This is a genomic window from Mitsuaria sp. TWR114 (genome assembly GCF_007997345.1).
On record NZ_VOSR01000962.1, the window covers coordinates 1 to 5,276 of the forward strand.

Here is a 5,276-nt window from a genome sequence, read left to right on the forward strand (position 1 = left end):
GTCCCCAAGGTCATCGGCGGCTCGACGATCTCGCAGCAGTTGGCCAAGAACCTGTTCCTGAACTCGGAGCGCAACTTGCTGCGCAAGGGCCAGGAACTTGTGCTGACGCTGATGCTGGAAGCGCTGCTCGACAAGCAGCGCATTCTGGAGATCTACCTGAACAACGTCGAGTGGGGCGAGGGCGTGTTCGGCGCCCAGGCCGCCGCCCGTCACTACTACCGCGTCGACGCCGCCCGGCTGGGCCCCAACCAGGCGGCGCGCCTGGCGGTGATGCTGCCGGCGCCGAAGCGGTTCGAGAAACGCCCAGGTTCGCCGTATGTGATCGGGCGGGCTGGCACCATCGAGGCCCGGATGGGCGCGGTCGACATCCCCTGACGCTTGGGCCAGGGATCGCCCGCCCAGGGCCGAGCCGCCGAAAGGGCGCCATGACACCCGAATTGACGACCGAGATCGCCGCCGCCGCCGCCCGCCTGGTGGTGGAGGAAGGCCTGGAATACGGCCCCGCCAAGTCGCGCGCGCTGAAGGTGCTCGGCCTGCCGCCGCGCACCGCGCTGCCCAGCAACGATGAACTGGAAGACCAGGTACGCGAGTATCTGGACATCTTCTGCGCCGACACGCAGCCGGCCGAGCTGCTGGCCCTGCGCGAACTGGCCGCCACCTGGATGGAGCGGCTGGCCGAGTTCCGCCCCCACCTGAGCGGCGCCGTCTGGCGCGGCACCGCCACCCGGCTGTCCCACATCCATCTGCAGTTGTATTGCGATGACAGCAAATCGGCGGAGATCGCGCTGCTGAACCAGGGCGTGGACTATGACGTCGGCCAATCCCGCAATGCCAAGGGCGAAACCGTCGACCAGCTCGTCCTGGATGTGCCTTGCCGCGCGCTGAACGAGCGGGTGGCGATCGCGCTGACCATCCTGGATCACGACGACCTGCGCGGCGCGCTCAAGCCCGACGCGCGCGGCCGGACCGAACGCGGCGACCTCGCCGCGCTGCGCCAACTGCTGAACGCGAAGGAAGATTGAATGCAACGACGCGCTGTTCTGGGACTGGGCGCCGCCGGCGTGGTGGCCGCCGGCGCGGGGGCCTACCTCGCGCTTCATCATGAAAGGCAGGCCGGCGGTGAGGGCGGCGCAGCGCCGTCGGGACCGCTCTCGGCGGAAGCCGCGGCCTTCTGGAACGCCAGCTTCGACACGCTCGACCAGCAGACCTACCAGCCCGCCGCCCGCCTGCGCGGCAAGCCGCTGCTGCTGAACTTCTGGGCCACTTGGTGCGCGCCTTGCGTCAAGGAACTGCCGGAAATCAATCAGTTTCACGACGAGTTCGCCTCGAAAGGGTGGCAAGTGCTCGGTCTGGCCGTCGACGCGCCGACGCCTGTGCGGGGCTTCCTCGAGAAACTTCCGTTGAAGTTCCCGGTCGCCCTCGCCGGCCTGACCGGCACCGACCTGTCCAAGACCCTGGGCAATGCCAAGGGAGGCCTGCCGTTTACCGTCGCCTTCAGCGCGCAAGGCGAGCCGATCTGGCGCAAGTTGGGAGCTACCCACCTGGAAGAACTGCGCGAGATGGCCCGCGCGATGAAGTCCTGACGCCTCGACCGATGCCGCCGTCAAGGCCTGCTCGGCCATAGCGGGCGGCCTGAAGCTGGTCAAGCCTTTTATTTTTGGCTTGCTGCCGGGATCTGAACCCAAAAGGCGTAAAGTCCACCCTTTTACGCTTCTAGTGTCTTCGCTCTAATTGGCGGGACCGGTCGCTGAATGCAAGTCCTGGTACTACACGGCCCCAACCTCAACCTGCTCGGCACCCGAGAGCCTGGGGTCTACGGCGCGACCACTTTGGCGGAGATCGACGCAGATCTTCGCCGGATCGCGCAGGAAGCCGGCGTAGCTCTGGAGAGCTATCAAAGCAACCACGAAGGTGGCCTGGTAGACCGCATTCAAGCAGCCGGACGCGACGGCACGCGCTTCATCATCATCAATCCGGCGGCCTACACCCACACCAGCGTCGCGATCCGCGATGCGCTGGCGGCGGTGGCGCTGCCGGTGATTGAAGTGCATCTGTCCAACATCCACAAGCGCGAACCGTTCCGTCACCACAGCTACGTGTCGCCGGTCGCGGAAGGCGTGATCTGCGGACTGGGTCCGGCCGGCTACCGGTTGGCGCTGCAGTTCGCGATCCAGCAATTGAGCCGGCCGGCCTCGTCCCCCTGAGCGCCGCGGTCCGCCTGCCGCCGGACCGGAAGACAACCCGAAGATCACAACCGATCCCCGTTGGAGAGTTCATATGGATTTGCGCAAGCTCAAGACCCTGATCGACCTCGTCTCCGAGTCGAACATCTCTGAACTTGAAATCACCGAGGCCGATGGCAAGGTGCGCATCGTCAAGTCCGATGGCCAGCCCGTCGTGGCGGCCATGCCCATGATGCAGGCGCCGCAGATGGTCGCCGCGCCGGCAGCGCAGGCCGCCGCCCCGGTCGCCGCCGCACCTGTGGCCGCGCCGGCCCCGGCCGCGGAAACCGGCCACATCGTCAAGTCGCCGATGGTCGGCACCTTCTACCGCGCCTCCAGCCCGAACGCCAAGCCGTTCGCCGAGGTCGGCCAGCAGGTCAAGGAAGGCGACCCGATCTGCATCATCGAGGCCATGAAGATCATGAACGAGATCGAAGCCGACAAGACCGGCACGATCACGAAGATCCTGATCGAGAACGGCCAGCCGGTGGAATTCGGCCAATCGCTGATCGTCATCGAGTAAGGCGGTCCGAGATGTTCAAGAAGATCCTCATCGCGAATCGCGGCGAGATCGCCTTGCGTATCCAGCGCGCTTGCCGCGAACTGGGCGTGAAGTCGGTCGTCGTGTATTCGGAAGCGGACCGCGACGCGAAGTACGTGAAGCTGGCCGACGAGGCCGTCTGCATCGGCCCCGCGCCGTCCGCGCAGAGCTACCTGTCGATGCCGGCCATCATCGCGACGGCCGAGGTCACCGACGCCGAGGCGATCCACCCCGGCTACGGCTTCCTGTCCGAGAACGCGGACTTCGCCGAGCGCGTCGAGCGCAGCGGCTTCACCTTCATCGGCCCGACCCCGGACAACATCCGGACCATGGGCGACAAGGTCTCGGCCAAGCAGGCCATGATCAAGGCCGGCGTGCCCTGCGTGCCCGGCTCCGAGGGCGCCCTGCCCGACGATCCCAAGGAGATCGTCCGCATCGCCCGCGCGATCGGCTATCCGGTGATCATCAAGGCCGCCGGCGGCGGTGGCGGCCGCGGCATGCGGGTCGTCCACACCGAGGCGGCGCTGGTCAACGCGGTGCAGATGACCAAGGCCGAAGCGGCCGCGGCCTTCGGCAATCCGCAGGTCTACATGGAGAAGTTCCTGGAGCATCCGCGCCACGTGGAGATCCAGGTGCTGGCCGACGGCCACAAGAACGCCGTCTGGCTGGGCGAGCGCGACTGCTCGATGCAGCGCCGCCACCAGAAGATCATCGAGGAAGCGCCGGCGCCCGGCATCCCGCGCCGCCTGATCGAGCGCGTCGGCGACCGCTGCGCGGCGGCCTGCAAGAAGATGGGCTACCGCGGCGCGGGCACCTTCGAGTTCCTGTACGAGAACGGCGAGTTCTACTTCATCGAGATGAACACCCGCGTGCAGGTCGAGCACCCGGTGACCGAGCTGGTGACCGGCGTGGACATCGTGCAGATGCAGATCCGCATCGCCGCCGGCGAGAAGCTGCCCTTCACCCAGCGCAACATCACGATGCGCGGTCATTCGATCGAGTGCCGCATCAACGCCGAAGACCCGGTCAAGTTCATCCCGTCGCCGGGCCGCATCACGATGTGGCACCCGCCCGGCGGCCCCGGCGTGCGCGTGGACTCGCATGCGTACACCAACTACTTCGTGCCGCCGAACTACGACTCGATGATCGGCAAGATCATCGTCCACGGCGACACCCGCGAGCAGGCCCTGGCCCGCATGCGCATCGCGCTGTCGGAGACCGTCGTCGAAGGCATCCAGACCAACATCCCGCTCCATCGCGAGCTGATGGCCGATGCCAAGTTCATCGAAGGCGGCACCGACATCCACTACCTCGAGCAGTGGATGGCCGCCCACAAGCGCTGAACCGCAGGCGCTGCCCGATCAGCGCCGACCGCCGCTGAGCGACAATGCGCAGGCCCTCAAGCGTGGACGCTGGTCCGCCTTGAGGGCTTCTCCATTTCAGAAGTCCCCGAAGTCCCGGAGCCGCCATGAGCGAAAACCACGGCGAAGACCACGCCAACGATCCCCTGCTGCACGAGCTCGTGCTGATCTGCCGCGAGGAGGATGTCGAGACCGTCAGCGACGCGCTGATGGAGATCGATTCGCTGGCCGTCTCCGTCGAGGATGCCGATGCCGACACGCCCGCGGAGCGCGCGCTGTTCGGCGAGCCCGGCATGCCGGCGCCGCGCGCGGGCTGGGAGCGCTCGGTGGTGAAGGCGCTGTTCGCCGAGGAAGCCGAGGCCACCGAGGCCGCGACGCTGATCCTGGCGCAGGACTGGGCCACCGACGTCCACGTGCAGGCGATCCAGACCGTGGCGCAGCAGGACTGGGTGCGGCTGACCCAATCGCAATTCGCGCCGGTGGAGATCACGCCGGAGTTCTGGATCGTCCCGTCCTGGCACGAGGCGCCGGCGCAGGCCAGGCAGGTCATGCGCCTGGATCCGGGCCTGGCCTTCGGCACCGGCACCCATCCGACGACGCGCATGTGCCTGCGCTGGATCGCGCGCCACGGCGCCGAGGCCGCCCAGTGGGATCGCGTGCTCGACTACGGCTGCGGCTCCGGCATCCTGGCCATCGCGGCCGGCTTGTTCGGCGCGAAGTCCATCGACGCCGTCGACATCGACCCGGCCGCGCTGATCGCCTCGACGCACAACGCCAAGGACAACGGCGTGACGCTGAACGCCGCGATGCCCGATGCCGCGAACGGCGAGTACCCGGTGGTGCTGGCCAACATCCTGGCCACGCCGCTGAAGCTGCTGGCGCCGCTGCTGTGCAACCACCTGCGCCCGGGCGCGCACCTGGTGCTGGCCGGCATCCTCGAGCGCCAGGCCGATGAGTTGAAGGCCGCTTACGCGCCGCACGTGGCCCTCGAGGTCGCCGACAGCGAGGACGGCTGGATTCTGATGACGGCGCGTCGCCCTGCCTGATCCATCGCTCGCAGGACCACTCGCCGCACGCACGCCAGCCCTCCCGACCTATCGTCCGCGGGCACTTCCATTGCCTCGCCCGGGCCGATGAACAGCCGCATCGCGG

The 5,276-nt window shown here is 67.6% G+C and carries 7 protein-coding genes; all 7 read left to right on the plus strand.

The window, feature by feature from the left end; all coding sequences use genetic code 11:
• Positions 1-375: transglycosylase domain-containing protein (locus FUT87_RS26340; RefSeq protein WP_186830775.1), on the plus strand; the 375-nt coding region annotated here is incomplete at its 5' end.
• A 50-nt stretch (positions 376-425) separates the two neighbouring features.
• Entirely contained in the window at positions 426-1,022 is a 597-nt protein-coding gene (locus FUT87_RS26345) for a hypothetical protein (RefSeq protein WP_147242895.1), read from the plus strand.
• The gene (locus FUT87_RS26350; protein WP_147242896.1) at positions 1,023-1,583 is read left to right on the plus strand and encodes a TlpA disulfide reductase family protein; all 561 of its coding nucleotides are present in this window, start codon (positions 1,023-1,025) and stop codon (positions 1,581-1,583) included.
• 168 nt (positions 1,584-1,751) lie between these two features.
• The gene (aroQ, locus tag FUT87_RS26355; RefSeq protein WP_091727046.1) at positions 1,752-2,204 is read left to right on the plus strand and encodes a type II 3-dehydroquinate dehydratase; all 453 of its coding nucleotides are present in this window, start codon (positions 1,752-1,754) and stop codon (positions 2,202-2,204) included.
• A 73-nt stretch (positions 2,205-2,277) separates the two neighbouring features.
• A complete protein-coding gene (gene accB, locus FUT87_RS26360) occupies positions 2,278-2,745 on the plus strand; it encodes an acetyl-CoA carboxylase biotin carboxyl carrier protein (protein WP_091727050.1) in 468 nt (155 codons plus the stop codon).
• An 11-nt stretch (positions 2,746-2,756) separates the two neighbouring features.
• A complete protein-coding gene (accC, locus tag FUT87_RS26365) occupies positions 2,757-4,106 on the plus strand; it encodes an acetyl-CoA carboxylase biotin carboxylase subunit (RefSeq protein ID WP_091727054.1) in 1,350 nt (449 codons plus the stop codon).
• A gap of 167 nt (positions 4,107-4,273) precedes the next feature.
• Positions 4,274-5,170 (plus strand): 50S ribosomal protein L11 methyltransferase, encoded by an 897-nt coding sequence (gene prmA / locus FUT87_RS26370; protein WP_147242897.1) that lies wholly within the window; start codon positions 4,274-4,276, stop codon positions 5,168-5,170.
• The last annotated feature ends 106 nt before the right edge of the window (positions 5,171-5,276 follow it).

What these genes read in the sequence shown, in the direction of transcription:
- FUT87_RS26350 (WP_147242896.1), top strand. Translation starts at nt 1,023, where the DNA reads ATGCAACGACGCGCTGTTCTGGGACTGGGCGCCGCCGGCGTGGTGGCC.
- accC (WP_091727054.1), top strand. Translation starts at nt 2,757, where the DNA reads ATGTTCAAGAAGATCCTCATCGCGAATCGCGGCGAGATCGCCTTGCGT.
- accB (WP_091727050.1), top strand. Translation starts at nt 2,278, where the DNA reads ATGGATTTGCGCAAGCTCAAGACCCTGATCGACCTCGTCTCCGAGTCG.
- FUT87_RS26345 (WP_147242895.1), top strand. Translation starts at nt 426, where the DNA reads ATGACACCCGAATTGACGACCGAGATCGCCGCCGCCGCCGCCCGCCTG.
- aroQ (WP_091727046.1), top strand. Translation starts at nt 1,752, where the DNA reads ATGCAAGTCCTGGTACTACACGGCCCCAACCTCAACCTGCTCGGCACC.